Below are 24,809 nucleotides of genomic sequence, written 5' to 3'. Positions count from 1 at the left end.
TACTCTTTTTAGATATTTTTTCGGAATCGGAGGCGTTATGATGGCAAAAGAACTATTGATGCATGATGTTGGGGAACAGGTTGATCTCTTTTTACTAATTAAGAGTGCAACAAAAGGAATTGCAAGCAATGGAAAACCTTTCCTTACTATTATTCTACAAGATCAATCGGGAGATATTGAAGCAAAACTATGGGATACCTCGGACGATGAAGTGAAAATGTACCAGCCTGAAACTATTGTCCGTGTTGCGGGGGAGGTACATAATTACAGAGGAAGAATGCAGTTGAAAATCAGACAGATAAGACCTTCTTCTCCTCAAGATGGTGTAAGTGTATCAGATTTACTTGAGACGGCACCAATTAGTAAGGATGAAATATCTAGTAAAGTAACGCAATATATTTTTGAGATGAAAAATCCTAACATCCAAAGAATTACAAGGCATTTATTAAAAAAATATCTTCAGGGTTTTTTGGAATATCCGGCTGCAACAAAAAATCATCATGAATTTGTTTCAGGTCTTGGCTATCACGTCGTTTCCATGCTCGACTTAGCGAAAGCCATCGCAGAGCTCTATCCGTCATTAGACAAGGATCTCTTGTTTTCTGGAATTATCCTTCACGATCTAGGAAAAGTGATTGAGTTATCGGGTCCGGTCTCCACATCATATACAGTAGAAGGGAATTTGCTAGGCCATATTTCGATCATGGTTAATGAAATAGGCAAGGCAGCTGATGAGCTGGGAATACATGGAGAAGAAGTAGTTATTTTACAACATCTAGTCTTAAGTCATCATGGTAAATTAGAATGGGGAAGCCCAAAACAGCCAATGATTAAGGAAGCAGAAATTTTACACTTAATTGATAATCTTGATGCCAAAATGAATATGCTTGACCGAGCATTGAAGCGGGTAAAACCGGGAGAGTTTTCAGAACGAATCTTTCCTCTTGACAATCGCTCCTTTTATAAACCCACCTTTCATTTATAATACCCTTTTTAAAAGGGTATTTCAGACTGTAGATAAACTCCAAAAAGCGAGTTGTCTACAGTCTGTTTATTTTTATATTAGATAGACCAGGTTTTTCGAAGCTTACCGCTCGCTTTCCGCGGGGCGAGCGCCGAGCCGCTTCGTCGCTACGCTCCTGCAGGGTCTCGGCTGTCTCGCATATCCCGCAGGAGTCGAGCGGACGCTTCTCCAAACCAATACGGCTTATCGTTGGTTTTTAGGTTTCGATTTTCATACAAAAGTGCCTCATTTCACTACCTTTGGTAAAAATTATGTGTGTCGTTTTCAAGATACGGAGTTATTTGAACAGATTTTCTATCATATTTTAGTTATTATAGATAAAAAATTTTTAGCGCAGAACATGTGTACATTAATTCCATTCATGTTTAGGCAAGTGCAATTAAACGTAAGCTGGAAAAGAAAATCGGGCGTAAAGAAGCTCGCGCATATGAGGAAAAACTCTAAGAGGAACTGAATCCCAGTTGAATGGAGCGGAGGGCACTCGACTCCTGCGGGATCGAGAGGTTACGGGAGACCCCGCAGGCGCCAAAGCGCCGAGGGAGGCTCCCGGACCTCCCCGCGGAAAGCGAGTGCTCGGAGCGAAATCAACAGGCCGGTTAGCAGAGAGCGTCAATTAATGAAAAATTGCAGAGAAACATACCCTTTATTGACAATCTGTAATACCCTTTTTAAAAGGGTATTTTTTTTGATTACTAGACATATAGTGTAGCAAGTGGACAAGCATATGAAAGGAGCGTAAAACATGTCTTTGCCATTTTGGGTTTATATCGTTATATTGGGGATTTTCTCCAGCGCATTTATGGCAATAAAAACAGCAAAGGAAGACCAGCAAGTGGAAACAGAATGGATTGAGAAAGAAGGACAAGTGTTTATGGACAGGATGGAGGAAGAGAAAGAGCGGAGACGGCAATTGAACGAAACGGGATGAAAAGGATTAGGAAGTACAAAAAAAGCTGCGCAAGGCAGCTTTTTTTGTTATTTCTTTTCTTCTTTTTCCTTTGGCGCGCCATCTTCTTGGGCAGGTACGTTAAGGATTGGATCGAAAGTAGACTTCAATTCTTTATCTTCTACTTTCACTTTAGATTTTTCAAGCTCATTTTTTAATGTTTTTTGTACAGTATCTGGATCGAGCTTGGACACTTTTAGTTCGTACTCATACTTGTCTTTGACTTTATCGAATGGTTCTTTTTCTTTTATATCCGTTACTTGGATAATGTGATAGCCGAATTGTGTTTGAACAGGCACACTGATTTCATCTTTTTTCAGTTTAAACGCAGCTTCTTTAAATTGCTCATCCAAACTAGGGTCTTCCGTGGAAATAAATCCAAGTTCTCCACCTTTTTCAGCAGATCCCGGGTCTTTAGAATATTCTTTTGCCACTGCAGCAAAATCTTCACCTTTATCAAGCTTTGCTTTTGCTTCTTTTGCAGTCTTTTCTTCTTCAACCAAAATATGTCTTACTTCAATTTCAGGCTTTTTACTGTCGTAATACTCTTTTACTTCTTTATCTGTAACTTTAATGTCTTTCGTTGCTGCTTTTTCTTGGAGAAGGCTCAGTTTTAACGAATGACGAAAATCTTCTTCGTCTTTATATCCGTAATTTGAAAGTAGCATTTCAAACTGTGGTCCCACTTGGGATTTTACCTCTTCAACTTTTTCATCGACTTCTTTGTCACTCACTTTATAATCCTTGGAAAGCACTTTGTCTAATACGAGCTGCTGAAGAACTTGCTCGCCAACTTTGTCTTTCATTGCTTCATAAAGTTCTTCTTTTGTAATATTACCCGCGCTTGTCTTAACAACAGCTTCCCCACCACTGTTGCTGCTGCATCCTGCAAGACCAATTACCCCGGCAGCCAAAGAAAGCGATAACACCCATTTTTTCATATAAGACAACTCCCTGTATTATCTATGATTGTTTAAAGCCACAAAACATACTATATCACAATTTACATAAGAAAAAAAACAATTTTGGGACTTTCATAAAAAAAATGGGCATTTGATTCAACCAAGACGCCCGCCAAGGGCATATGCTGTAGCGAAAGATAAAAGGAGGTAATCGATATGGGAGTTGGATTTGGTTCGGGATTTGCGCTGCTTGTAGTTCTATTTATATTGCTGATCATCGTAGGTGCAGCATTCATTTGCTAAAAATGATTTAAATTAAGAGCGAAAATCCTAACACCTGAATAAAAAGCTGAATAGGATAAACAAAGCAAAATGAAGGAGGTGTCAAAAGTGGGAGGAGCTGTAGGAGTAGGATATGGCGGAGGCTTTGCCTTACTCGTAGTGTTGTTTATTTTGTTAATCATCGTAGGAGCTTCATGGTTTTACTAAAATAATAAAAAACCATGGCTTAACAAGCATTAAACAAAAAAGACGGACTCCCACTGGAGGTCCGTCTTTTTTATGTCTACTCACAGCCACTCTCCAAAATGCTTCAACTTTTCTTTGTCCAGCTCCAGCGCCTAGCTCCTCGAGGTCAAATAACCTGAGTCATTAAAAGTCAAGACCGGACTTTTATTGCCTCAGAACATTTGCTTGTCGGGGCTGATCAAGGCGCTTCCGCTTTTCTTACTTAAGTATATAAAACTTCAATATAAGATGAGAAAAGCAAAATGGTAATCAGAATATTTATCGTGCGAAATACTTTAGGTTGTCGTTCTTCAGGTATTTCCCTTTGCACACAGAGGGAATTTGTTAAATTATTAAATATGTAGAATATGAAAATAGCAAATACAATAAAAGCGGAGATCAATACCCATCCTCCCCTTCGTCTCCTAATAGTAAAAGAATAGCAAATTTATTTAAAAAAAGATAGATAAATACATTTCCGAAAATGGAAAAAAATTAGAAGGACCCTTTTAAAAGGCTCTTTTCTAAGTGATTGTTGCTTATAAAACGAAAACTATTGAAGGTTGATTGGAGTGGAAGTGCGAGACTCCTGCGGGAGCAGCGGGACAGGTGAGACCCCACAGGCGTTTACGCCGAGGAGGCTCACCGCCCGCCCCGCGGAAAGCGAGCAACTGGAGCGGAAAATCAACCACTCCGCACTATTTGGTAAATAACAACAAAGTTTGCGAAAACAGTCTTTTAAAAAGAGCCATTAAAATTTATTCTTTTATCAAAATTTCATATCCGTTTTCATTTTCTTCAATTAGGGCATCTTTTGGCGACGAAAATAAGGATTTAATATACATTAAGTCAACCGCACAGATTCCGATGTGATAGGCTAGTAAAATAGTGGCATAATGGACATATGCAGGAAAAATGAAAATAGCCGATAATAAAATGGTGTTAATAGCGAGAAACGGAAAAATCAGTGAAGCTGCAAATTTCTTTTTAGAAATGGGATTTTGAACTTTTATATCGATAATTGGAAGTATATAAAAATAAAAATCTATTTCCAATTTAAAATCTTGATAATGATTAACTATAGGAAGCACATGAAATAGTTTATGCACAGGATAAAGCAAAATGAACATGCATAAAAAGACAATAAAGTAATTATCTTTGAGCTGTTCTGAAGCAACTGTTTGCATAGGAACGTATAACGTGATAAAAACAAGAAGCGTGATCAAGGAAGAGATAATAAAAAGCCGATAAAACTGATACCTTTTATCTACATGATATGATTTCCAGCAATGCATGGATGATAGCCTCCAGATAGTTCTAATTTTACAGCAGCTTCAACTCTACATACTGTACGACGAAAAAAGCTGAAAAGCAATAGGGATTTTACCATTTTTACAATTTAAAAAACACCTATAGAAATCTAAAGGGAATATAGAAAAAATAGCGAATAGTTTTAATGAGGCCAATGAAAAATGAGGGAATATATATGGATAAATTATGGTCAAAAATAGAACGTCTTGAGTACCATCAAAAGTTATTATTAAAAATGATCAAAAGTGAGGGTCATGAATTTGATCGGCTCATTATTGAAAAAAATCTGGATGAAAAAGAAACAGCAGAGTTTTATTTGTTGTGTGAAGAATTGAGCAAAGAAGCGCAAAAGCAGAAAGCGGATAAATTTGTTTTTTTTGCTCCGCTTTTTATTGAATTTCTATATAAGTTAAACCCAAAATTAGAAGCCGTCGAAGTGATCGATGCTTGTCTAAAACAAAACATTTATCCACAGTTAATGAAAATATTACAAAAAAATTTATAACAGGGAGGCGTCATACTACTTTTTCCACTTCTAACTTTTTAACTTTACCGTCTTCTTCCGTGAATTGCGTTTCAATATTATGAAAAGATTTTTCAAATATATCCATAAAATCCTCCCCATATACATTTCGGATAATTGCCATGAGTTCGATGATGTCAGGAAATTTTCCGTATAATTCGCGAAGTGGGAGGGCACCTTGGTAAACCGAATTGTTTTTCGGTTCGTATACTTCCATTATTTCGAGCAAGAGGTTTTTACCTTTCTCAGTAAGTTGGATGTACGTATTGCGTTTATCGCTTTCTTTTTTTGAGAATTGCAGTAGTCCCCGTTCTTCTAACTTTTTAGAGAAGTTGAATGCAGTAGAAACATGCATAACCCCGAATTTGGCAATATCTGAGATAGACGCACCATTTAAATGATAGGCAATCCATAATATATGGTGTTCATTAATATTTAAATCAAATGGTTTGATCCATCGTTGCCAATCCTTTTCAATCGATTTCCATAATGCTTTGCTTAGTTGTGCCATTCTTTGGCTAAATAGCATTGATTCTTTCATCGATATTATTTTTTCATCCATCGTTTTCCCCGCCTTATTGTCTTTATTATTATTATGCCAATAAAGTAAAAATTAATAAAGGTGTAAATAGACAAAATTTTTAGAAACAGAGAAATATATATAAAAACTGGCCCAAAGTTATGGGCCAGAAGCAGTTTAAGTCATATAAAAGCTAAAATTACAAAAATCTTATCTATTCATAATTATTTCGATGATGAAACAGTTGTTTTTTCTTCTTGGAGCTTTTGTTCCAATTGTGCAATTGTATGTTGGATTTCTCTCATTTCTTCTCTCATTGCGTCTTTATTTGGTTCAATATCTCTTTGCCATTCCTCAACAGCCAACTTGACATCACTGGCCAGCTCTTTAATTATTTCTTTTCCTTCTATCGATAGTTTAGTGACGGAATCTTTAATTTCCATGGCATCTTCTTTAATATCTTGTGCAATCCTAATCCATTCGCCTTTAGCATCCTTCACCTGGTTGCGAAGCTCTTTCCCTGAAAGGGGGGCTGTTAAAAGCGCTGTTGCCGCTCCTACTACTCCGCCAATCAAGATTCCGTATGCGAGTGCTTTTTTATTCATTAATATCACCTCAGCCATAATATGTTCTTATTCTTACCTTTTCTCTAAAGATTTAAAATCTCCTGCTTTCATCTTTACCCTATTTCATTCATGGGAACACTTTTTTATGCATAGAATTTAAGGAGCGGGACTAGACTGAGGTGAGCCAGGCATGAAAGTCATCATGATTATTTTTATTATGATAGGGATCATTCTGCTTGTGGGAATGCTCCATTTTTTGGCAGCACACCAGCGGCCTGGAATATATCCGCCAAAAAGGATATTGAGGCAAAGAGCGATAACATTGGGTGGGGCTGGTTTCGTTTTTTTTATCATTGGTATGTTGCTTGCTGTCCTAGCAAAATAAAGAAGAACCCGGATTCTATCCAGGTTCTTCTGCCATTTATGACTGTGCTGGTTCGATTAAGTTTGTTCTTTTCAAAATGGTTTTGACGACTGGGTAAAGGATGAACATAACAAGACCATTTAAGATTGTAGCAGGAAGGACAGCGACAGTGAATAATCCGATAAATGATGCTCCTCCAGGTAATTCAAAGAAAATTGAAGCGGTACCTAGGAAGAGAACCCCCGAAACGATTGTACATAAAGCAGTCAAGATGGTTACTCCAGCAATATGTGGGATTTTTTTAACAATTAATAAATATAATCCAAAAAATACAAATGCAGTAATTGGTTTGTCAATCATATTAGGTATTTGTCCCATTGGAAAACCCGTGGTCAGCGCAGTTAGAAGCCCTGTAACAATTCCTAATAATAAAACATTCTTTTTTTCTGGGAACAATACGATTCCAAGAAACATCATGGAAAGCATCATGTCAGGCTTTATTCCCATGATCGGGGGAATGATAAAATGGAGTGCTGTTCCAATTCCCAATAGTAGTGATAAAGATACAAGTGTTCTAGTATTCATTTGTAAATCTCTCCTCTTCTCAGCTATTCTTTTCTCTGTTCTTTCCTAGACATGCACTCGTTGCTGCCAGCGAAAGATTAAGAATATTGTAGCATATACATGAGGAATAAAGAAGTGAATTTTTCAAGGAAAAACTCCCGCCAAAGGCAGGAGTAATGATTAATTCATATTTTTTTGTATGGCTTTGGCAAGGTTTTGTAGGTCTTCGGAACTATAATCTTTTTGATGGCTTATATATTTTGTACCAAATCCATCGTTTTCATTATAGCGGGGAATGAGATGTAAGTGAAAATGGAAGACCTCTTGGCCCGCAAATGATCCATTATTATTTAATAAATTTAATCCTTGTGGATTGAACTCTGCCTTAATGGCACGGGAAATTTTTGGAACTGCTTCGAATAATTTTCCGGCTATTTCTGGTGCCATATCGTATATATTTTCATTATGTATTTTCGGAATAACAAGCGTATGACCTTTGGTTATTTGGCTTAAATCCAGAAATGCTAAAACATCGTCATTTTCAAAAACTTTAGCCGAAGGCAGCTCTCCGTTTACGATTTTACAAAAAATACAATCGCTCATATAATGATTCACCTTTCCTAGAGTTGATATGAATAGTCTAACATAACCAGGAAAAAGTGAAAACGTGCAGGGTTTCAAACAAACCCTGCACGCTGAAGGGATTAGCGGGTTACTTGGAAAGTTTCCTTTGTAGACCATTTCGTTTTAATGAAATGATCTTATTAAAGGAATATCCGAATCTTCATTATCATGCCCAACGCAATCATCTCCCTTGTCATGTTTATCAAGATCGATAATCGAAGTCATGCTCAATGTTCATCGTGGCTTTCCGCTTCTACTGCAGATACGTGTCTTCGACAACCACCCCAGTTTCATTTAGTATCAATGGATACTAATCAGAAATACGCGATTTTTCATTATCATGCCCAACGCAATCATCTCCCTTGTCTAGTTAGTCAAGATTGATAATCGATGTTCATGTTCAATGATTATCGTTACTTTCCGCTTCTACTGCGAGATTCTGTCTTCGACAACCACCCCAGCTTCGCTTAGCCCCGCTCCTTCGATATTATATTATCCGAATTCAAGATCAGTATAAGAGGTAAAATTAACCAGTGGTTAATATACAATCGTTGGTTAACTTTTGGTACAATAACATTATTGTAATGTTGATAAGAAAGGGCGTTATTACATGTCTTTACTTGAGGTTAAGAATTTGACAGGCGGCTATACGAAGAAACCTGTTTTGAAAGATGTTTCTTTTTCACTCGAAGCAGGTCAAATAATAGGGCTTATTGGACTAAATGGCGCTGGTAAGAGCACAACAATTAAGCATATTATCGGATTAATGGAGGAAAGATCGGGTTCCATCACAATTAATGACTTAAAGCTGAAGAAATCTCCAGAAGAATATCGAAAACAGTTTTCATTTGTTCCTGAAACACCCGTTTTATATGAGGAACTGACATTGGAAGAACATTTAAAACTGACAGCGATGGCATATGGCCTTCCCGAAGCATTATATGAGGCTCGGGTTCGTCCATTATTAAAAGAATTCCGACTCGATAAAAAAATGAAGTGGTTCCCATCACATTTTTCAAAAGGCATGAAGCAAAAGGTTATGATTATGTGTGCCTTTTTGATTGAGCCGTCATTATATATTATTGACGAGCCATTTGTAGGGCTTGATCCGCTTGCCATTCAATCACTCCTTGAATTGATGGACAGGATGAAAGAAAAGGGTGCAGGAATATTAATGTCGACACATATTTTGGCAACTGCAGAACGTTACTGCGACGGATTTATTATTTTGCATAATGGGGAAGTTCGTGCAAAAGGAACGTTGAAAGAGCTCCAAGAGGAATTTTCCATGCGCGGTGCTACTTTAGATGATATTTATATACAGCTAACGAAGGAAGAGATCGATGAAACAGATTGACGAGTTATGGCGGGAGAGGGTCCAAGCCTATATAAAAGAACTTCGGCGGTATTTCAAATATATTTTCAATGATCATTTGCTTTTTGTCCTCATTTTTGGGGGAGGAGCAGCCATTTACTATTACTCTGAATGGGTAAAGACTCTCGGTTCGGGGTTCCCAGTTGGAATGGTTATGGCTGTTGTACTAGCAATATTCCTTGCGGCAAGCCCGATTCATACACTGTTAAAACAAGCGGATATCGTTTTTTTATTGCCATTGGAAATTAAGCTGAGCAGTTATTTTAAAAAAGGGATTAAGTTAAGTGTCGTCACTCAAGGATATATTCTTTTGCTTTTGCTTGCTGCATTCATGCCAATGTATGCAAAGGTAACTGGCAATGGATTCAAAACATTTTTTTATTTGTTAGCGATCATTCTTGTTTTGAAAGTATGGAACTTATATATCCATTGGATGATGTTAAAGGTTAATGATCGGCATGCATTATTTTTTGACTGGCTTATCCGTTATTTACTCAATGCTATTTTGCTGTATTTTATTATTGAAGAGGCATCTTTTTGGTTTATCGGAGTTATATTATTGATCATGGCTGCGATTACACTTTATTTCCGAGAGACTGTTAAAAATAAGCCATTAAGATGGGATCTATTGATCGAAAAAGAGCAGGGGAGAATGCAAGTATTTTATCGAGCTGCCAATATGTTTACAGATGTTCCTCATTTGAGTGGACAGGTTAAAAGAAGGAGGTGGCTTGATCCGCTGTTTTCGCATATCCCATATGGGAGCGGACAAACGTATCGTTTCTTATATGCCAGGACAATTGTGAGGACCAGTGAATTTTCCGGGTTGATCATCCGGTTATCCATTATTTCTGCGATTTTACTCATTTATAACAGTAATGTATATTTTTCAGCTGCGATTTCTATGCTTTTCTTATATTTGACAGGATTTCAGCTTGTGCCAATGCTTCGCAGGCATGAATTAAAGGTTTGGACGGGTCTTTATCCTGTAAATCCATCGCAAAAAAGAATTGCCTTTTTGGGTTTGCTTTTAAAAGTGCTTGTATGCCAGGCAATATTATTTGGTATCAGTGCCGGAATTGGCAGTAACATTCAGCATGGTGCAGTTATTGGGGGCGTTGCTATTGTCTTTGCATTTCTATTTGCAAAGGTATATGCACCCGGCAGAATTGCAAAGTTGGAAAAGGACTAAAAAAATCACCCGGGGATTTTCTCCGGGTGAAATGTGTTTATGGCTGAGACTTTAATGCTGCCCAGCCGAGTGTTTTAGCCGCTGCCAGCATTGCTTTTTCATTTATATCAAATTTCGGGTGATGATGGGGATAGGGATGATCGACGTTATCCGGCATTGCTCCTGTGAAAAAGAAGGTTCCATTAACATGTTGTAAATAATAGGCGAAGTCTTCACCGCCCATTTCAGGCTTTGCTTCTACTATGTTTGTGTTCTCCGGTACTTCTTCCGCGCATGTAACGAGAAATTCCGTTTCGGCATCATGGTTGACAACCGCCGGGTAGCCTCTTGGGTACTCGAATTCATATTCACAACCAGCAGCCAAGCATGTGCCTTTTACAATTCTTTCTATTTCATCTTCAATTATATCCCTCACATCTTCATTGAAGGTACGTACCGTTCCACCAATCCTTGCGCTATCCGCAATGACATTAAACGCATTATCGGAAACGAAAGAGCCGATTGAAAGCACAGCTGATTCGATTGGATCCACTTTTCTACTGACAATTTGCTGTAAATTCATGACAAGCTGTGAACCAATCACAATTGCATCTTTAGTTTTATGAGGCTGTGCACCGTGACCGCCATAGCCTTTAATTGTAATTTCAAACCGATCGGCTGCTGCCATAATTGGTCCTTTTCGATAGCGAATTGTACCGTATGGAGCGTCTGCCCATAGGTGTGTGCCGAAAATAACATCTACCCCGTCAAGACAACCGTCCTCAATCATGGAAACAGCGCCGCCTGGAGCATATTCTTCCGCATGCTGATGGATCATCACATATTCTCCAGAGAGTTCCTCTTTCATCCCGTGAAGAACTTTTGCCAGGACCAATAATGTTGCTGTATGTCCATCATGACCGCACGCGTGCATTACCCCAGGTACGAGCGATTTAAATGAAACATCTGTTTCTTCGTGAATCGGCAAAGCATCGAAATCCGCTCTTAGGGCAACGGTTTTACCTGGCTTGCCGCCTTTTATACGAGCGACGACACCATTTCCACCCACATTAGTTTGTACATCTACGCCAAGTTGCTTATAAAAATCGGCTATATAGGCAGCTGTTTCTACTTCCTTAAAAGAAAGTTCGGGATGTTGATGCAAATATCGTCTAATTTCAACCATTTCGTCATAATGATTTTCTAATTGTTCAAATAGAATTTGTTTCATATGTATGAACACCCGCCTATAAAATATTTTTAGTATCGAAATAATTATAGCAATTTTTCGGCGGATTTGTTTAGAAATTACAAATAGTAAAAAAACGGTTTGGAAATATAGAATTTCCAAACCGTTTTTACATTTTGATTATTTTGCTTCTTCAATCTCTTCGTCTCCAACAAAGAAAGTGGAGACATAGGACGGACCTGAAAATACACTTCCGACTGATTTAGCACTTTCCGTTTGAGTGTGTACTTTTGCGAATGTTTTAGAGCTTTTCCAAGCTTCGTAAGCTTCTTCATCTTCCCACATCGTCATGAATACGTAAGTATCACTTGAAAGTGGGCGTAGTACGCGCATCGCTATAAAACCAGGCTCATTTTCGATAAGCTTTTCTTGGTTTGTAAATCCAAATTCAAAAACGGGGCGGCCTTCGTCTCGAACAGGTATATTATTGCACGCGACAAAGCCAACTTCAGAAAAATCCCCCGCAGCATCAATCACTTCATATTTGCGTGGAGATTGAAACACAGTAGCCTTAGATGTCTCATGCCATAAATGTGACGATTGGACACTCTGCATTAATAGCATATTTTCGGTGGTATGCTTTTCTGCAATTTTTTTCAAAAAATCATACGTTCCAGATGTAATATATGTGAACATTCAATCCCTCCAGTTTTCAGGCGCTCGCGCTTTTGTTATTCATATCACAAACTTTACCCTGAATTTGCCTAATAAAACCAGCTTGTGGATAAGTAGTGAACAAAAGGATAGCCAAAAAGGACAAATTTATGACAAGAGTTGTGGTTACCTATACTTTGGACAGGAAAAATACTATAGTAAGAACGGATTGTACAGATGATAAATTTTTAGTTAATGTAGCTTTTATAATACAATATACATAAGAAACCTTGAAAGGTGGACTGCAAATTATGACAAGAATTACGAACGATACATTTTTGAGAGCAGCGAGAGGTGAGAGAACCGATCATGTTCCAGTTTGGTATATGCGGCAAGCAGGGCGTTCTCAAGCAGAATATCGGAAAATAAAAGAAAAATATTCTTTATTTGAGATTACGCATCAGCCGGAAATTTGTGCCTACGTTACACGTTTACCTGTTGACATGTATGATGTCGATGCAGCAATTTTATATAAAGATATTATGACTCCATTACCAGCTTTAGGTGTAGATGTTGAAATTAAAAGTGGCATTGGCCCTGTGATTGACAATCCAATCCGCTCGACAGCAGATGTGGAAAGACTCGGGGAGATTGATCCTGAAAAAGATATTCCGTATGTGCTTGATACAATCAAAATTTTAACTGAAGAACAACTGACGGTTCCTTTGATTGGTTTTGCTGGAGCTCCTTTCACATTAGCGAGCTATATGATTGAAGGTGGACCATCGAAAAACTATCATAAAACGAAAGCTTTCATGTATTCAGAGCCAAAGTCCTGGAATTTGTTAATGGAAAAGCTATCGGAAATGACCGTAACGTATTTGAAAGCCCAAGTTAAAGCGGGCGCAAGTGCTCTACAAATCTTTGATTCATGGGTTGGTGCATTAAGTCGAGCAGACTATCAGAAATTTATTAAACCATTCATGGCAAAAATCTTCACAGAAATGAGAGAAACTCAAGTTCCGCTCATTATGCACGGAGTAGGCGCAAGCCACTTGGCACTTGAATGGAATGACTTACCGCTTGATGTAGTCGGTCTCGATTGGAGATTACCAATTGCTGATGCACGTAAGCTCGGTGTGACAAAAGCGGTACAAGGTAATTTAGACCCAGCTGTTTTAATTTCTAACTGGGAGACAGTTGAAGAGCGTGCGAAAGAGATTATTGACCAAGGAATTGAAAAGCCTGGCTTTATTTTCAATTTAGGGCACGGAGTTTTCCCAGAAGTTAATCCTGAAATGTTAAAACGTCTAACTGCATTTATTCATGAATACAGTGCAGAAAAAATCAAGCAAACGCGATAAAGGAGTGCATAAGCTTGGCTAAAAAGCAAATGGGGCTATTAGTAATGGCCTACGGAACACCATATCATGAAGACGATATCGAACGATATTATACACATATTCGCCATGGAAGACCGCCTTCGAAGGAAGCTCTCGAGGATTTGGAAAATCGTTATCAAGCGATTGGGGGCATTTCTCCGCTTGCAAAAATAACAGAGCAACAGGCATTTGGCCTTCAAGACCGCCTGAATGAAATTCAAGATGAAATTGAATTTAAAGCATACATAGGCTTAAAGCATATTGAGCCGTTTATTGAAGATGCTGTGGAGAAAATGCATGCAGATGGGCTTGAAGAAGCTGTTTCCATTGTACTTGCCCCACATTTTTCTACTTTCAGCGTAAAATCTTACAATGGACGTGCGAAAGAAACTGCCGATAAGCTTGGTGGCTTAAGGATTACTTCGGTAGAAAGCTGGTATCAGGAGCCTAAATTCATCGACTACTGGGTGAACAAGGTCAAGGAAGTATATGAAGGAATGCCCGAAGAGGAAAGGAATGCAGCGTGCTTAATTGTATCAGCACATAGCCTTCCAGAAAAAATTCTCCAATTCGGTGATCCGTATCCTGAGCAGCTTCAGGAAACAGCTGAACTTATTGCCAATGAAGCGGGCATTTCTGAATATGCAGTCGGCTGGCAAAGTGAAGGCAATACGCCTGAACCATGGCTCGGACCAGACGTGCAGGATTTGACGCGAGATCTTTTTAATGAAAAAGGCTATAAAGCATTTGTTTACATTCCAGTAGGATTTGTTTCCACACATCTAGAGGTTCTCTATGATAATGACCACGAATGTAAAGTAGTGACAGACGAAGTGGGTGCTGCTTATTATCGCCCTGCCATGCCAGATGCACAGCCTGATTTTATTGATGCGATGGCAAATGTTGTTTTAAAACAATTAGACAAATAACACTAATATATACGAAGAAGGCGATTTAACCTTGAAAGAACAGAAGAAAAAGGTTGTTGTGATCGGTGGTGGAATAACCGGTTTGACAGCAGCCTATTATCTGCAAAAAGAATATGCGAATCAAAACCAGCTAGTTGATGTCACCCTAGTGGAAGCAAGTCATAAATTAGGGGGCAAAATACAGACAGTATATAAAGACGGTTTTATTATAGAAAAAGGTCCAGATTCCTTTTTAGAAAGAAAGACAAGTGCAGCTGAACTAGCAAAAGATGTTGGCTTGGAGAATGACCTTGTCAATAATACGGCAGGCAGAGCCTTTGTACTTGTAAAGGATAAGCTTCATCCAATGCCTAAGGGCGCAGTCATGGGAATTCCAACGAAACTGGGTCCATTTGTCACAACAGACTTGTTCTCCGTTCAAGGAAAAATGAGAGCTGTGGGCGATTTCATTATGCCTCGTTCCAAAACGGAAGGGGATCAATCCTTAGGGGATTTTTTCCGGAGACGCCTTGGAGACGAAGTAGTTGAAAATTTAATAGAACCACTTTTATCAGGGATTTACGCAGGCGATATAGACCAGCTCAGCCTTATGTCAACATTTCCCCAATTTTATCAAGTTGAACGAGATCATCGCAGCTTGATTCTCGGGATGAAAAAGACGACACCCCAAGCGCCTAAAAATCGTTTGAACAGTAAGAACCAAGGGATTTTTCTAACGTTAAAAGGCGGCTTAGAATCATTGGTTGATGCCATTGAAGACAAAATGTCACCTGGCTCAGTAATGAAAGGGACTCGTGTTTTATCTGTTGAAAAAAATAATGATGCATATGAAGTTTCCCTTAATAATGGTGAAACATTGCAAGCGGACAGTATCGTTGTCGCACTGCCGCATTTAGCCCTTGCTGATTTGTTCCCGGAACATGAATTTCTTAGTAATTTTAAAGAAATGCCGGCTACTTCCGTTGCGACAGTGGCCATGGCTTTTGATGCGGAAGAAATTGAAGATAAGCTGGACGGAACGGGCTTTGTCGTGTCAAGAAATAGTGATTACACAATAACCGCCTGTACGTGGACACATAAAAAGTGGCCGCACACAACACCGGAAGGAAAAGTTTTGCTGCGTTGTTATGTTGGCCGTGCAGGTGAAGAAACAGTTGTGGATTTATCAGATGCTGAAATTGAGAAAATTGTCCTTGATGATTTAAAAGAAACGATGAATATTTTGGCAACTCCTGAATTTACGATTGTTACACGTTGGAAAAATGCGATGCCGCAATACACAGTTGGCCATCAGGAACGAGTTAAGACAATGAAAGCACAAGTAGGAGCAAATATGCCGGGTGTTTTCGTTATTGGCAGCTCATTTGAAGGTCTTGGGCTTCCAGATTGCATCGATCAAGGAAAAGCGGCAGTTGAAGAGGTAATTGAATACTTGCAATAAAAGCGGCCAAATGAATGGCCGTTTTTATTTTGATAAAATATTGCATAAAAGAATGATATATGATATTTTAGGTGATGTACTTAATGACCAAATGAGTTTTATGGTCAATCTCCTTAAAAAGAGGTGAATTTGGATATGTCTGTTGACCGGAAACAGTTAATTATTGATGCTGCAACCAAATCCTTTTCTTTATTTGGGTATAAGGCAACGACAATGGATCAGGTGGCAAAGTTAGCAAACGTAGGCAAGGGAACGATTTATACATTTTTTAATAATAAAGAGGAACTGCTTGATGAAATTGTCACCTCCCTAATTAAAGAAATGAAGGCTAAAGCGGAAGAAACGATTCAAGATGATCTCTCTTTTCATGAAAATGCCAATCGCACTCTTTATCGATTATTAGAGTTTCGGAAAGAGCACCAGCTGACGATTAAGCTTTTTCAAGAAGAAAAAGAAATAGGTACACCTGCTGTAATGGATGTATTACAAAAGGTTGAAAAAGCAATCATCAATTACATTAAAGAAAAGGTTTCCGTGGCAATTGAAAAAGGTGAAATTAAAGAATGTGATCCTGAGATGACCGCATTCATTATGTTAAAGCTTTATTTTTCGCTTATTATTGACTGGGAAAAACACCATGAACCACTTTCCAGGGAAAAAATCACCTCTCTTTTTGAATTTTATTTATTTACAGGATTATCAAAGTAGATGATCCTCATTTTTTACCTAAAAGTGACCGATTGAGATAAATGGTCATTTAGTATTTTAGATTTTAGGAGGCATTAATCAACAATGAAACACACATCATTTTCTTCTGAATGGAAAGCTGTTTTTCGAAACAAAAAGTTACTCATCCCACTTATTGCTGTCATGCTTATCCCAGTTTTATATAGTGGCATGTTCCTATGGGCTTTTTGGAATCCATATGACCGGCTCCAGGATTTACCAGTAGCCATTGTAAACAATGACAAGGGTGCTATGTTCGAAGGAGAAAAGTTGCAGTTGGGCGATGAACTAGTGAAAAAATTAAAAGAGAATGATCAATTTTCTTTTCATTTTGTTGACAAAAATCGTGGCTATCAGGATTTGAAAGCAGAGAAATATTATATGTTAGTTGAAATTCCTGAAACTTTTTCAGAAAATGCAACAACATTATTGGATGATAAACCAAAAAAATTGGAACTAAAATATGTTCCAAATGAAAGCTTTAACTTTTTATCCGCTCAAATTGGGGAAACAGCCGTCAAAGAAATTAAATCTGCCGTTTCGAAAGAAGTGATAGCGACATATTCCGAAACTATGTTTGATAAAGTAAAAGAACTGGCCGATGGGTTTGCACAGGCGAGTGACGGCGCTAGTGAATTAGATGAAGGAGTAGGAAAATTATCAAATGGGTCGAAAAAACTGAAAGAGAATCTTGATCATCTTGCTTCCAAATCTATCGAATTTCAAAACGGAGTTTCAAAAGTTCAGGCGGGAACAGGTGAACTTGCAGCCGGAACCTCAAAACTTGCCAATGGACTCAACCAACTTGCTGATGGACACGGTCAATTACTGAATGGTGTTGAAACAGCAAATGATGGCGCACATAAATTGGCAGGAGGGGCAAAAGAAATTCAAGCGGGACTTGGTCAAGCAGACAGTTCAATGGGTGAAATCATTGGCGGTACAGCCAAAATCCAAGATGGTGCTGCTACTTTAGCAAATAAATTGACAGAATTTCAAGCGGGGGCAGGGCAGGTTGCTCAAGGTGCAAATCAATTGCATGCAGGCGTTCAGCAAATGAAAAATCAACTGAGTGAAATTGATGCGGTCATAGCTGGCTTACCTCTTCCCGATGAAGTTAAGGCACAATTAGGAAATCAATTAAAATCAAAACTTGAAGAGGGTATTTCCCAAATAGAAGCTGGCAGCGGCAACCTTGCAGCTGGGACAGAGCAACTGCAAACATCAGCAGGTGAACTTCAAAATGGCGCAAGTACACTTGCCAACAAGATAGAAGAATTAAATAACGGCCAGAAACAGTTCAAGGCTGGACTTGCTGAACTTACATCTGGGACTGCAACTCTCACAGATGGCGCTAATAAGCTTGCAGCTGGTCAAACGGAATTAGTAAATGGTATGACTCTTTTCGATCAAAAATTAAATGAGGCAACATCAGGAGCGAGGGAACTGAATAATGGTGCTTCTAAATTAAATGGCGGAATGAGTGAACTGGCTGATGGTTCAGGCAAATTAAGCGACGGCAGCCGCCAATTGGCAGATGGATCAACAGAGCTAGCAGACGGTACCCAGAAGCTACAGGAAGGTACGTCAGAAATGAAAGAGAAGCTTGGGAAAGCTGCTAATAAAGCCGGCTCCGTTCACGCAACTGGTGACACATACGATATGATGGGCGAGCCTGTAAAAGTTGAAAATAAAGCAATCAACAAAGTTCCGAACTATGGTACTGGATTTGCACCCTACTTTTTATCGCTTGGTTTATTCGTCGGAGCGCTTCTATTGTCGATTGTATTCCCACTTCGAGAGCCAGCAACACGTCCAAAAAATGGTTTCTCATGGTTTATCGGGAAATTTGGCGTTATCGCGATTGTTGGAGTGCTACAATCACTAATAGCTGTTGTCATTATGCTTTTCGGACTTGGAATTGAGGTTCAAAGCGTACCGTTATTTATTTTGACGACGATTGTTACGAGTCTATCATTTATCGCTTTAATTCAATTCTTAGTTACTATGTTCGGAGATCCGGGAAGATTTATAGCTATCATCATATTAATCTTGCAGTTAACAACGAGCGCAGGGACATTCCCACTTGAGTTGATTCCACAGCAACTGCAGCCATTTAATACAGCATTGCCGATGACTTACTCTGTTCGGGCATATAAATCGGTCATTTCTAGTGGAGATTTCACTTTTATGTGGAAAAACCTAGGAATCCTAAGTGCGTATTTGGTTGGATTTATGATGATGACTGTTGGATTTTTTCATTATAAACATAAAAAACAATTCCAATTAGTAAATGAAATGTAAAAGAGGAGAAATTGAGCTGTCAGAGAAAGTCAATTAAGTTTCTGACAGCTTGCTTTCTTTTTTGATTCTCAACTGATAGATTTACCTTAAAGAAGAAAAAAAGATGTTCATGGTAAATGGAGTACATTTCGATTGCCCTTGAAGAAGAACAAATGTTGTTTTCGGTAAATGGAGTTCAATTCGATTTACCTTAAAGAAGACAAAATGATGTTCACGGTAAATGGAGTACATTTCGATTGCCCTCAAAGAAGAAAAAATGATGTTCACGGTAAATGGAGTACATTTCGATTGCCCTTAAAGAAGAAAAAATGATGTTCACGGTAAATGGAGTACATTTCGATTTACCCTAAAGACGAAAAAATGATGTTCACGGTAAATGGAGTACATTTCGATTTACCTTAAAGAAGAAAAAATGTTGTCCACGGTAAATGGAGTGCAGTTCGATTGCCCTTCAAGGAGAAAAAATGTGGTTCACGGGAAATGGAGTGCAGTTCGATTTACCTTCAAGAAGAAAAAATGCTGTTCACGGTAAATCGAGCACGGTTCCATTGCCTGTAAAAGTTAAAAAAGTGTTGTTCTCAAGAGAGGAAAAGCGGAAATCTGAAAAGGTCTGTCCAGAAAGTCAGTAAAAGGTGACGTACTGGACAGACCCCTAATTTTATTGTTTTAAAGCTGATTTAATGTCTTTAATAATTTGCTTGAATGGTACATCTGTGTTGCCGGGGTAGTCCGCGATGATTTCGCCTTTTTTATTTAATAGGTAAAAGCTGACTCCATGAATGACCTGATCATCATCTCTTGGTTTTTTAACAATGGTTTTGAAGTTCTTTGGAACATAATCTTCTATTTCTTCCTGAGTATAGCCCGTTAAGAAATGCCATGTGGAAAAATCGGCCGCAAATGCTTCCCCGTACTCTTTCAATACCTCTGGTGTATCAATTGCTGGATCAATGCTAAATGAAACAAAATGAACATCTTTAAGACCTGCATCTTTCACGTCCTGCTGGAGTTGACTCATATTAGAAGACATGGGCGGACAAACAGTCGTGCAATTCGTAAAAACAAAATCCGCCACCCATACCTTACCCTTTAAATCTTTAAGGCCGAATGGTTTCCCGTCTTGATCCGTATAATTGAAATCCTTAATAGGCGAGCCACTTTTGGCAGCAGAAGAACAAGCACTTAAAATAAGAATGGTAGAAAGTAAAATAAGTAAAGAAAATTTTCTCAAAAGATACAAACCTCCTATAATACTGCTACCACCATTATAACCGATAATAAAAGGACTTAAGACAAATCCGGTCAATGTTCAGAGAATAGCCAAATATATTCGACATAATTCGGGCCGTGCCTGTCACTTGTCGAATGAAGTTTACAAAAAAAGGAAGCCGTCATTCCGGCTTCCTAACCTTTTGTGAATTTTATGCTTTAACCATTTTTGTTTTTTTGGCTGGCATTTCTATTCGTTCTTTGCTCATCAAGAAGATGAAGATGAAGGCCAGCACTGCGGGAACTAGCGCCCACATAAATGTTTGTGCAATAGAAGAGGACAAGGAGTCCGTAATCTTTTCAAGGATAGGAGCAGGAATTTTCTCGCGTGTCTCAGGAGACAGAAGCGCACGTGAATCACCAAAGCTTCCGCCATTTCCCATTCCTGCGAACTCATCTGCCAATTTATTTTGAAAAAGATTTCTTTGAATAATTCCAAAGATCGTTATGCCAAGTGTCATTCCTAAGGAGCGAAAAAATGTTACCGATGACGTTGCTGCTCCGCGCTGTCTCATATCGAAGTTATGAATGGCTGACATACTTAATGTGGAGAATGAAAAACCGACGCCAAAACCTGTAATAATCATGAAAAGGGTAACGACAGACCTGGCAGTTTCCGGTGATAATGTACTTAATAGGAATACACCAGTGATGAAAAAGGCCCCAGAGCAAAGCATAATATTTCTATAGCTTGTTTTTGTCGTTAACAAACCGCCTAATTGACTCCCAAAAACCGAACCAAGCATCATTGGGGTTAAAATGAGCCCGGAATTTGTTGCGGTACCACCAAAAACACCTTGAACAAAAATTGGGATGTAAATCGTCGCGATAATAAAGGTAGTCCCATAAAAAAAGGCGATCGCATTACTAGTAGCAAATAATCGTTTTTTAAACATTTTAAAGGAGATAATCGGTTCCGCTACTTTTGTTTCAACATAGAGAAACAAAATAAAGAATACTGCGAACCCGGTAAACAAGCTAATAATGACACTAGAAGCCCAATCATATTGGTTTCCGCCAAGCTCAAGGGCGAACATTAAACAAACGACCGCTCCGACAAGGGTAAAAGCCCCCAACCAATCAATTCTTTGCTCCTTATGTTCAAGAGATTCCTTATAATAGAAAAAGACAAAAACAAATGAAAGAATACCTAAAGGAATATTTATGAAAAAAATCCAATGCCAGCCAATATTATCTGAAATATAGGCGCCTAGTAGAGGACCAAAAAGACTTGATAATCCAAATACCGCACCAAATAGTCCAGTCATTTTCCCGCGTTTCTCAGGAGGGAAAATATCAAAAATAATCGTAAACGCAATGGGCATCAATGCGCCGCCACCTACACCTTGAATGGCACGATAAATGCTGAGTTGTGTCATGCTTCCTGCAGTTCCGCAAAGAATAGACCCAAATAAGAAAACGGTTAATCCGAAAATAAAGAATCGTTTCCTTCCATACATATCGGATAATTTCCCGAAAATCGGTGTCCCTGCCATCACGGTCACTAAATATGCGGAAGTTACCCACACAAACTTATCAAAGCCGCCAAGATCAGCCACTATTGTTCCCATTGATGTCGCAACAATCGTATTATCCATTGCTGCCATCAAAATTGCCAGTAATAAGCCAGCGACGACAAAACCTAATTTACTCTCTTTTCCTACCATAATTTTCTTCCCTTCAATGGATTACCACACACATTCTATATGCTGTAGCGTACAGCAAATTCCCATTTTCTGCAACTTAATAAAATGTTAGAAGTTATGGTTGAATAAACGCGCATTTAGGTTAGATGAAATTATTTCTAGCAGCGCATTTTTACCAATATTTACATTCTATCTTTCAAATATTATTTCCATTATATTAAAAAAGTAAATTAATATTTTGGAGGAAACCAACTTGAAACGTATATTATCGATGATGTTAGCAGTTACTTTATTATTTGGCCTTTTTCCGGTTATGTCATTTGCATTAACCTCGGATGAAGTAGCTCCGGTTCTTGAAGACACCGGATTGACTGAAGAAGAACTTGAAGTATTTTTGTGGCATTATAATGATTCAAGCATTGAAGAAATTGGGAGAGTCATTGAGATTTACGATGCTTTAGGTGAACGCATCAATTCCAAAAATATTCAACAGCTGCTTACAGACTATGATTTTGCTTCTAAAGACGAGCTAGAAGAGTTTTTGATTGAAAACGATGAGCTTGAAAAAGGTCAGAAAATTGAAGATGTGTTTACATATATCAACTATCTGGACTTTATAATTTCTTTTTACTCTGACTACTCCACGCCAATCACAAATGAAAACCTTAATCAATTTCTAAATGATTACGAATTAACTATGGCAGAGCTGAAGGCACTTCTAAAAACAAATAATGATGCTATTGAAAATTATGAATCTATCGAAGACCTTGAGTTAGCTGTTATTGGCTACCTTGCCCAGCAAACGCTTGATCAATTTGGTATTACTGAAGAAGAAATGATGAATTTATTCAATCATTTTCTCAACCTGCAAATTGATGAGACTAAGGCTGAGGAGCAAATGAACAGCATTATGACTCGTTTAGAAGGTTATGTTAATTTTGAAAGCGCGAAAGATCTAACTGACGCCCAACTAGCGGAATTAGCCGATATTATGAAGGAAGTAATGTCATTCTTGCAGATTGAAGCCAAATATTATCTTTATAAAGATGGTAAAAAAATAAAAGAGGTTTCCTATCAAGATTTAATTAAACTTGAAACAACAAATGGTGCTGATCTGTTAATTGAGCTGTATAACTATGATGGGGTACTTTTAGCCGATATTATTTTGACAGCAGATTTATTCGGTTCGAAGGTAATTGACCACATTAAAGAAGTGGAAAAAGTGATTACTAAGCCGATTGCTAGACTTGCGCCAAAAGCTCCAAAAACAATTAAAGGTGCAAAAATGCCGAACACTGCGGGAAATTATGTTGAAGGTGCGGCAGCAGGGCTCGTTTTAATTCTTGGAGGATTGTTCTTAATCAGCAGACGGTTTGTGAAACATTCATGAGTCACAAAAAATGGCTGTTAACAATCACGGGCATCACCATGATGGCAGCTGGGCTTTACTTATTTGTCCAAAATACAAGTCCTTTATTGAAGGGAAATATAATAGAACCATCAGAGAAATCAAAAGTTGCCAGCGTCGCGAGTAAGCCTGTTGCAAAACAGTCTGAGAAAGATGATGTGCTCTATCCGAACCGACCTAAAAAAGGAGAGGAAATCGGTACATTATTCATCCCGAAGCTAGACGCAACATTGCCTATCATTCATGGAACAGATGAAGATGAATTGGAAAAAGGAGTTGGTCATTTTGCAGGTAGCGTACTTCCAGGAGAAAAAGATAACTCCGTGCTTTCAGGTCATCGAGATACCGTGTTCCGGAAACTTGGTGATGTAGGTGAGGGAGAATTATTAATTGTCTCTACATCTGCTGGTGAGTTTACGTACAAAGTAAGGAAAGTCCAGATTGTTGATGCCGACGATCGGACTGTCATTGTCCCTAAACCACGAGCCACCCTAACTGTGACAACTTGCTATCCTTTTTACTTCATCGGAGATGCACCACAACGTTATATTCTAGTTGCAGATTTAGTAGATAAAAAGACTTTGTGAAATAAGAGGAGCCCGTCATGATGGCTCTTCTTTTTTGAAAAGAAGAGCTATGCTTCCAATTAACAATAGAATTATAGTAGTTCAGCCCCATATTGCTCAAAGAGTTTTTTCATTGTTTCGGGATCTCGTTGCTCTGTGCTATGAATAGCATCGATCAAATCCCTAATTTGGGCAGTCATAATAATAAGATAACGAGCGGGTATTTCTTTTGGGTTCCAAAAGGTATGCGGTGTCCCACGTGGCACTACGACTCCATCATTAGCATGAGCCTCGATCGTTTCTTCTCCAATTTGGAATCCAAGTGTGCCCTCTAATACATACCATGCTTCATCATCCTCGTGATGAATATGTAGTGGGGCAATCCATATAGGTTCACTGCCTGGTGGTGTTCCGTCAGCAGTCCACTCTGCAAGGGCAATATTTGCTCCTTCTGGCATAAGAGTTTGTCCATTAACCGGAGCTCCCACGAAATCAGATACTGAAAGCTTAAACATCAAATATACCTCCTTATTGTTTCATTTTTCTAAATTAATAATATCCTAAACGGAAGTATCTTTCATCATTATTTTGTTTTTTAGTAATGTCAGTTTTTCTTTAATTTTTCTTCGCTCTTTCGTAGACCTAAAAAAGGTGCGGTTAATGATGAAATAAATCATTTCTTCAATAATGGCAAAAACAATTATTGGAATGATTAATATGAAAATCCATTTCCACATAAACAGTCTCCTCTCAAATTCCTCATGGTATGTATATTCATTTAAATACCCACTATTATCATTTTAGTATCATAAATTGTCCATAAAAAAATTAGAAAGCCAGCTGGATTATTGTAATGAATATTTACAGGAGAAGGAGTTAAGGGCATTGATACTGAACC

Annotated in this window: 29 protein-coding genes and 1 pseudogene; 17 read left to right on the top strand and 13 right to left on the bottom strand. The window is 38.4% G+C overall.

What is annotated here, in order from left to right; all coding sequences use genetic code 11:
• Positions 1–40: 40 nt before the first annotated feature.
• The 3 genes and pseudogenes from yhaM to KHA88_RS08835 all read left to right on the top strand — a co-directional run bounded on the left by yhaM (position 41) and on the right by KHA88_RS08835 (position 1,952).
• Positions 41–985: a 3'-5' exoribonuclease YhaM gene (gene yhaM / locus KHA88_RS08845; RefSeq protein WP_213096278.1), complete on the top strand. Its 945-nt coding sequence runs from the start codon at positions 41–43 to the stop codon at positions 983–985.
• Between the two features lie 205 nt (positions 986–1,190).
• Positions 1,191–1,465: pseudogene (locus tag KHA88_RS08840) on the top strand (transposase); the annotation flags it as partial.
• 301 nt (positions 1,466–1,766) lie between these two features.
• Complete coding sequence (locus KHA88_RS08835; protein ID WP_213096279.1) at positions 1,767–1,952, top strand: sporulation YhaL family protein; 186 nt, start codon at positions 1,767–1,769, stop codon at positions 1,950–1,952.
• A 47-nt stretch (positions 1,953–1,999) separates the two neighbouring features.
• Here the strand turns inward: KHA88_RS08835 and KHA88_RS08830 are convergent, their stop codons facing one another.
• On the bottom strand, positions 2,000–2,911 hold the full coding sequence (locus KHA88_RS08830; protein WP_213096280.1) for a peptidylprolyl isomerase: 912 nt from the start codon (positions 2,909–2,911) through the stop codon (positions 2,000–2,002).
• Positions 2,912–3,088: 177 nt separating this feature from the next.
• Here KHA88_RS08830 and KHA88_RS08825 point away from each other — a divergent pair, with 177 nt between their 5' ends.
• Both KHA88_RS08825 and KHA88_RS08820 read left to right on the top strand, forming a co-directional pair.
• Positions 3,089–3,175, top strand: coding sequence for a YjcZ family sporulation protein (locus tag KHA88_RS08825; protein WP_213097779.1), 87 nt, complete (start codon positions 3,089–3,091; stop codon positions 3,173–3,175).
• 87 nt (positions 3,176–3,262) lie between these two features.
• Positions 3,263–3,361, top strand: coding sequence for a YjcZ family sporulation protein (locus KHA88_RS08820; protein ID WP_346728939.1), 99 nt, complete (start codon positions 3,263–3,265; stop codon positions 3,359–3,361).
• A 241-nt stretch (positions 3,362–3,602) separates the two neighbouring features.
• Here the strand turns inward: KHA88_RS08820 and KHA88_RS20965 are convergent, their stop codons facing one another.
• Positions 3,603–3,782 (bottom strand): hypothetical protein, encoded by a 180-nt coding sequence (locus KHA88_RS20965; RefSeq protein WP_249305899.1) that lies wholly within the window; start codon positions 3,780–3,782, stop codon positions 3,603–3,605.
• A gap of 355 nt (positions 3,783–4,137) precedes the next feature.
• Positions 4,138–4,674 carry a DUF3267 domain-containing protein gene (locus KHA88_RS08815; RefSeq protein ID WP_213096282.1) on the bottom strand — a complete coding sequence of 179 codons (537 nt, stop codon included), beginning with the start codon at positions 4,672–4,674 and terminating at the stop codon, positions 4,138–4,140.
• Positions 4,675–4,865: 191 nt separating this feature from the next.
• Between KHA88_RS08815 and KHA88_RS08810 the strand changes: the two genes are divergently transcribed.
• The gene (locus KHA88_RS08810; RefSeq protein WP_213096283.1) at positions 4,866–5,195 is read left to right on the top strand and encodes a DUF1878 family protein; all 330 of its coding nucleotides are present in this window, start codon (positions 4,866–4,868) and stop codon (positions 5,193–5,195) included.
• 10 nt (positions 5,196–5,205) lie between these two features.
• On the opposite strand, the gene KHA88_RS08805 is transcribed toward KHA88_RS08810, so the two are convergent.
• The gene (locus KHA88_RS08805) at positions 5,206–5,775 is read right to left on the bottom strand and encodes an HTH-type transcriptional regulator Hpr (RefSeq protein WP_213096284.1); all 570 of its coding nucleotides are present in this window, start codon (positions 5,773–5,775) and stop codon (positions 5,206–5,208) included.
• Between the two features lie 182 nt (positions 5,776–5,957).
• Positions 5,958–6,338, bottom strand: coding sequence for a YtxH domain-containing protein (locus tag KHA88_RS08800; RefSeq protein WP_213121714.1), 381 nt, complete (start codon positions 6,336–6,338; stop codon positions 5,958–5,960).
• A gap of 151 nt (positions 6,339–6,489) precedes the next feature.
• Between KHA88_RS08800 and yhzF the strand changes: the two genes are divergently transcribed.
• Positions 6,490–6,684: a membrane protein YhzF gene (gene yhzF / locus KHA88_RS08795; RefSeq protein WP_213096286.1), complete on the top strand. Its 195-nt coding sequence runs from the start codon at positions 6,490–6,492 to the stop codon at positions 6,682–6,684.
• 36 nt (positions 6,685–6,720) lie between these two features.
• On the opposite strand, the gene KHA88_RS08790 is transcribed toward yhzF, so the two are convergent.
• Both KHA88_RS08790 and KHA88_RS08785 read right to left on the bottom strand, forming a co-directional pair.
• Positions 6,721–7,248, bottom strand: a complete 528-nt coding sequence (locus KHA88_RS08790; protein WP_213096287.1) for a tryptophan transporter — start codon at positions 7,246–7,248, stop codon at positions 6,721–6,723.
• A 159-nt stretch (positions 7,249–7,407) separates the two neighbouring features.
• Positions 7,408–7,830 carry an HIT family protein gene (locus KHA88_RS08785; protein WP_213096288.1) on the bottom strand — a complete coding sequence of 141 codons (423 nt, stop codon included), beginning with the start codon at positions 7,828–7,830 and terminating at the stop codon, positions 7,408–7,410.
• A 631-nt stretch (positions 7,831–8,461) separates the two neighbouring features.
• Between KHA88_RS08785 and KHA88_RS08780 the strand changes: the two genes are divergently transcribed.
• Both KHA88_RS08780 and KHA88_RS08775 read left to right on the top strand, forming a co-directional pair.
• Positions 8,462–9,208, top strand: coding sequence for an ABC transporter ATP-binding protein (locus KHA88_RS08780; RefSeq protein WP_213096289.1), 747 nt, complete (start codon positions 8,462–8,464; stop codon positions 9,206–9,208).
• Positions 9,195–10,418 (top strand): ABC transporter permease, encoded by a 1,224-nt coding sequence (locus KHA88_RS08775; protein ID WP_213096290.1) that lies wholly within the window; start codon positions 9,195–9,197, stop codon positions 10,416–10,418. The genes KHA88_RS08780 and KHA88_RS08775 overlap by 14 nt, the downstream gene beginning before the upstream one ends.
• A gap of 37 nt (positions 10,419–10,455) precedes the next feature.
• Here the strand turns inward: KHA88_RS08775 and KHA88_RS08770 are convergent, their stop codons facing one another.
• Both KHA88_RS08770 and KHA88_RS08765 read right to left on the bottom strand, forming a co-directional pair.
• Complete coding sequence (locus tag KHA88_RS08770) at positions 10,456–11,628, bottom strand: M20 family metallopeptidase (RefSeq protein ID WP_213096291.1); 1,173 nt, start codon at positions 11,626–11,628, stop codon at positions 10,456–10,458.
• A gap of 138 nt (positions 11,629–11,766) precedes the next feature.
• Complete coding sequence (locus tag KHA88_RS08765) at positions 11,767–12,282, bottom strand: antibiotic biosynthesis monooxygenase family protein (protein ID WP_213096292.1); 516 nt, start codon at positions 12,280–12,282, stop codon at positions 11,767–11,769.
• 269 nt (positions 12,283–12,551) lie between these two features.
• Here KHA88_RS08765 and hemE point away from each other — a divergent pair, with 269 nt between their 5' ends.
• From hemE to KHA88_RS08735, 6 genes are all read left to right on the top strand, one after another.
• Positions 12,552–13,604, top strand: coding sequence for a uroporphyrinogen decarboxylase (hemE, locus tag KHA88_RS08760; protein ID WP_213096293.1), 1,053 nt, complete (start codon positions 12,552–12,554; stop codon positions 13,602–13,604).
• 14 nt (positions 13,605–13,618) lie between these two features.
• Positions 13,619–14,551 (top strand): ferrochelatase, encoded by a 933-nt coding sequence (hemH, locus tag KHA88_RS08755; RefSeq protein WP_213096294.1) that lies wholly within the window; start codon positions 13,619–13,621, stop codon positions 14,549–14,551.
• A 31-nt stretch (positions 14,552–14,582) separates the two neighbouring features.
• Positions 14,583–15,992 (top strand): protoporphyrinogen oxidase, encoded by a 1,410-nt coding sequence (gene hemY / locus KHA88_RS08750; protein WP_213096295.1) that lies wholly within the window; start codon positions 14,583–14,585, stop codon positions 15,990–15,992.
• Positions 15,993–16,127: 135 nt separating this feature from the next.
• A complete protein-coding gene (locus KHA88_RS08745) occupies positions 16,128–16,700 on the top strand; it encodes a TetR/AcrR family transcriptional regulator (RefSeq protein WP_213096296.1) in 573 nt (190 codons plus the stop codon).
• Between the two features lie 84 nt (positions 16,701–16,784).
• Entirely contained in the window at positions 16,785–19,022 is a 2,238-nt protein-coding gene (locus tag KHA88_RS08740) for a YhgE/Pip domain-containing protein (RefSeq protein WP_213096297.1), read from the top strand.
• Positions 19,023–19,450: 428 nt separating this feature from the next.
• Positions 19,451–19,651 carry a hypothetical protein gene (locus tag KHA88_RS08735; RefSeq protein WP_213096298.1) on the top strand — a complete coding sequence of 67 codons (201 nt, stop codon included), beginning with the start codon at positions 19,451–19,453 and terminating at the stop codon, positions 19,649–19,651.
• 29 nt (positions 19,652–19,680) lie between these two features.
• Here the strand turns inward: KHA88_RS08735 and KHA88_RS08730 are convergent, their stop codons facing one another.
• Both KHA88_RS08730 and KHA88_RS08725 read right to left on the bottom strand, forming a co-directional pair.
• Complete coding sequence (locus tag KHA88_RS08730; RefSeq protein ID WP_213096299.1) at positions 19,681–20,253, bottom strand: SCO family protein; 573 nt, start codon at positions 20,251–20,253, stop codon at positions 19,681–19,683.
• A 190-nt stretch (positions 20,254–20,443) separates the two neighbouring features.
• Positions 20,444–21,958 carry an MDR family MFS transporter gene (locus tag KHA88_RS08725; protein WP_213096300.1) on the bottom strand — a complete coding sequence of 505 codons (1,515 nt, stop codon included), beginning with the start codon at positions 21,956–21,958 and terminating at the stop codon, positions 20,444–20,446.
• A 232-nt stretch (positions 21,959–22,190) separates the two neighbouring features.
• On the opposite strand from KHA88_RS08725, the gene KHA88_RS08720 reads away from it, so the two are divergent.
• Together KHA88_RS08720 and KHA88_RS08715 are read left to right on the top strand one after the other, a co-directional pair.
• Positions 22,191–23,327: a processed acidic surface protein gene (locus KHA88_RS08720; protein WP_213096301.1), complete on the top strand. Its 1,137-nt coding sequence runs from the start codon at positions 22,191–22,193 to the stop codon at positions 23,325–23,327.
• A complete protein-coding gene (locus KHA88_RS08715; RefSeq protein WP_249305898.1) occupies positions 23,324–23,932 on the top strand; it encodes a class D sortase in 609 nt (202 codons plus the stop codon). The genes KHA88_RS08720 and KHA88_RS08715 overlap by 4 nt, the downstream gene beginning before the upstream one ends.
• Positions 23,933–24,003: 71 nt before the next feature.
• Here the strand turns inward: KHA88_RS08715 and KHA88_RS08710 are convergent, their stop codons facing one another.
• Together KHA88_RS08710 and KHA88_RS08705 are read right to left on the bottom strand one after the other, a co-directional pair.
• Positions 24,004–24,426, bottom strand: a complete 423-nt coding sequence (locus KHA88_RS08710) for a cupin domain-containing protein (protein ID WP_249308200.1) — start codon at positions 24,424–24,426, stop codon at positions 24,004–24,006.
• A gap of 45 nt (positions 24,427–24,471) precedes the next feature.
• Positions 24,472–24,648, bottom strand: a complete 177-nt coding sequence (locus tag KHA88_RS08705; RefSeq protein WP_213096302.1) for a hypothetical protein — start codon at positions 24,646–24,648, stop codon at positions 24,472–24,474.
• Positions 24,649–24,809: the final 161 nt, after the last annotated feature.

This window comes from Lederbergia citrea (assembly GCF_018343525.1).
GTDB classification, from domain to species: domain Bacteria; phylum Bacillota; class Bacilli; order Bacillales; family Bacillaceae_C; genus Lederbergia; species Lederbergia citrea.
The sequence above is the reverse complement of the archived record's forward strand: the minus strand, read 5'-3'. Positions and strand labels throughout refer to the sequence as shown.

Coding starts and splice junctions, on each gene's coding strand:
- yhaM (WP_213096278.1), top strand. CDS start 41: ATGGCAAAAGAACTATTGATGCATGATGTTGGGGAACAGGTTGATCTC.
- KHA88_RS08835 (WP_213096279.1), top strand. CDS start 1,767: ATGTCTTTGCCATTTTGGGTTTATATCGTTATATTGGGGATTTTCTCC.
- KHA88_RS08830 (WP_213096280.1), bottom strand. CDS start 2,911: ATGAAAAAATGGGTGTTATCGCTTTCTTTGGCTGCCGGGGTAATTGGT.
- KHA88_RS08825 (WP_213097779.1), top strand. CDS start 3,089: ATGGGAGTTGGATTTGGTTCGGGATTTGCGCTGCTTGTAGTTCTATTT.
- KHA88_RS08815 (WP_213096282.1), bottom strand. CDS start 4,674: ATGCATTGCTGGAAATCATATCATGTAGATAAAAGGTATCAGTTTTAT.
- KHA88_RS08810 (WP_213096283.1), top strand. CDS start 4,866: ATGGATAAATTATGGTCAAAAATAGAACGTCTTGAGTACCATCAAAAG.
- KHA88_RS08805 (WP_213096284.1), bottom strand. CDS start 5,775: ATGGATGAAAAAATAATATCGATGAAAGAATCAATGCTATTTAGCCAA.
- KHA88_RS08800 (WP_213121714.1), bottom strand. CDS start 6,338: ATGAATAAAAAAGCACTCGCATACGGAATCTTGATTGGCGGAGTAGTA.
- yhzF (WP_213096286.1), top strand. CDS start 6,490: ATGAAAGTCATCATGATTATTTTTATTATGATAGGGATCATTCTGCTT.
- KHA88_RS08790 (WP_213096287.1), bottom strand. CDS start 7,248: ATGAATACTAGAACACTTGTATCTTTATCACTACTATTGGGAATTGGA.
- KHA88_RS08785 (WP_213096288.1), bottom strand. CDS start 7,830: ATGAGCGATTGTATTTTTTGTAAAATCGTAAACGGAGAGCTGCCTTCG.
- KHA88_RS08780 (WP_213096289.1), top strand. CDS start 8,462: ATGTCTTTACTTGAGGTTAAGAATTTGACAGGCGGCTATACGAAGAAA.
- KHA88_RS08775 (WP_213096290.1), top strand. CDS start 9,195: ATGAAACAGATTGACGAGTTATGGCGGGAGAGGGTCCAAGCCTATATA.
- KHA88_RS08770 (WP_213096291.1), bottom strand. CDS start 11,628: ATGAAACAAATTCTATTTGAACAATTAGAAAATCATTATGACGAAATG.
- KHA88_RS08765 (WP_213096292.1), bottom strand. CDS start 12,282: ATGTTCACATATATTACATCTGGAACGTATGATTTTTTGAAAAAAATT.
- hemE (WP_213096293.1), top strand. CDS start 12,552: ATGACAAGAATTACGAACGATACATTTTTGAGAGCAGCGAGAGGTGAG.
- KHA88_RS08745 (WP_213096296.1), top strand. CDS start 16,128: ATGTCTGTTGACCGGAAACAGTTAATTATTGATGCTGCAACCAAATCC.
- KHA88_RS08740 (WP_213096297.1), top strand. CDS start 16,785: ATGAAACACACATCATTTTCTTCTGAATGGAAAGCTGTTTTTCGAAAC.
- KHA88_RS08735 (WP_213096298.1), top strand. CDS start 19,451: ATGGAGTGCAGTTCGATTGCCCTTCAAGGAGAAAAAATGTGGTTCACG.
- KHA88_RS08725 (WP_213096300.1), bottom strand. CDS start 21,958: ATGGTAGGAAAAGAGAGTAAATTAGGTTTTGTCGTCGCTGGCTTATTA.
- KHA88_RS08715 (WP_249305898.1), top strand. CDS start 23,324: ATGAGTCACAAAAAATGGCTGTTAACAATCACGGGCATCACCATGATG.
- KHA88_RS08710 (WP_249308200.1), bottom strand. CDS start 24,426: ATGTTTAAGCTTTCAGTATCTGATTTCGTGGGAGCTCCGGTTAATGGA.
- KHA88_RS08705 (WP_213096302.1), bottom strand. CDS start 24,648: ATGTGGAAATGGATTTTCATATTAATCATTCCAATAATTGTTTTTGCC.